This is a genomic window from Paraburkholderia sp. CNPSo 3281, assembly GCF_024206515.1.
Classification (GTDB): domain Bacteria; phylum Pseudomonadota; class Gammaproteobacteria; order Burkholderiales; family Burkholderiaceae; genus Paraburkholderia; species Paraburkholderia nodosa.
This window is the reverse complement of sequence record NZ_JAMBPS010000138.1, coordinates 1-1,558: the sequence shown is the minus strand read 5'-3', so window position 1 is coordinate 1,558 and position 1,558 is coordinate 1. Positions and strand designations below refer to the sequence as shown.

Here is a 1,558-nt window from a genome sequence, read left to right as displayed (position 1 = left end):
TTCGTCGCCGCCTACGAGCGATCCTGCGTCGACAGCTTCACCGTCCGGGTCAGGGTCGATGCCTTCGCGATCACACCCGATGGCCAAATGCCTTCTTCGCTGATCTTGGGCTGTTCACGATGTCTGAGGCCCTTCGATTGGCGCGCCAATCCCGATGTGGAAACAACTGACTGGAGAGCCCGTCGCGGGAAAACCGCACACCGGGTTCGGAGGGAGGGGACGGCGATCGCCGTTTCCTACCCCTATCCACCGGCCATGAAGAGACATGCGTCAACTGGATCCCGTCGCCGCAAAGTTGCCGTTCGAGCGCGAACACAGCCACCTGAAGGAGACCCCGCATCCGAGGGCGCACATCTGCGGGCAGCCCTCGGAGCGATTGAGACGACGAGCACGGCTTGAGACCGTGCGGTCTCACCCCTTCGGGAGCACATCGTGCACGCCACTGGCCCGCAGCCCCTACGACGACGGGTTCAAAGGTCGAGCATTCGTTCGGTATGGCCAGTCACGGACAAGAAGTCGGCCTATATAGAAGGTGTGCTCACTCCCGTCCGACCATATCGCCGGATTGGCCACCGTGCATCTTGAGCGCGCCCGTGGGTAAATTCGAGAGCAAATAAAGCATCGCTTCCAATCCAAGCACATAGCTATGAACGCCAAGACCGAAGATCACGCCATCTGCGATTTTGGCGATCACGCACTTGATTCCCCGTGCTTCGACATTCGTCATGTGTACTTCCACGTAGGGTAGCGCTGCGCCCTTTATGCAATCTCGCAGCGCATAGCCCGCATAATTGAAACCCGCGGGATTCATGACGAGGCCGCCGACACCATCATCAACGGCTCGATAGATGCGATTGATCGCCTCTCCCTCGACGTTGGTGTAGAAGATCTCCAGCTCGTAACCCTTCGAGCGCGCGTGCTGGTGGAGCATGGCGTCAAGCTCGCTCGCCGTCGTTTTGCCGTATATCTCCGGTTCACGCTTGCCCAAGTGAATCATGTTCGCGCCCTGAATCAGTAGAATTCGCCACATGGTGACTGTTCCTTCTTTCGTTCGGTAAGGTGTCCTGGACGCGATGGGCCGTTTAAGCGTTGTTAGACAATTCTAGACGAGACCGCGCGAAAGCTGTCATCGCGAAACGACTGCATTGGCGAGGCACGAACGGCCGGAATGGCCAAGATGATTCCATAGCGAGATAGTGGGACTGCTCACATTGTGAAAACAGCTCGATGAAAATTAGGCTGAGCGCAATGCATTAACGATAGGACCATGGTCCCATCAGTCGGCAACTTCAAAGCGCTGCCCTGCTACTGTCACGGATCGGCGTAATCGAGCCGGGGATGATCGGCGTAATGAGGCCACTTGGAATGGCCCCGAAACGCGATTTCGAAGGGACTCAAGAATGCGTTTTTTTGCCTGATTTTGCAACCGCGTTTTCGCCGTTCTCGGGCATCGGTTTCGGCTTGCGGAAGCTCTCACCCTCAATGACGACACGGTAGGCGCCATGCCGTAGCCGATCGAGCGTGGCAGCTCCGAGGATGCGGTTGTCGGGGAACGCGT

Annotated in this window: 1 protein-coding gene; it reads right to left on the bottom strand. The window is 57.7% G+C overall.

From position 1 onward, the window contains the following. Positions 1 to 538: 538 nt before the first annotated feature. Positions 539 to 1,030: a type II 3-dehydroquinate dehydratase gene (locus M3I56_RS40490; protein WP_254358647.1), complete on the bottom strand. Its 492-nt coding sequence runs from the start codon at positions 1,028 to 1,030 to the stop codon at positions 539 to 541. Between the last annotated feature and the right edge of the window lie 528 nt (positions 1,031 to 1,558).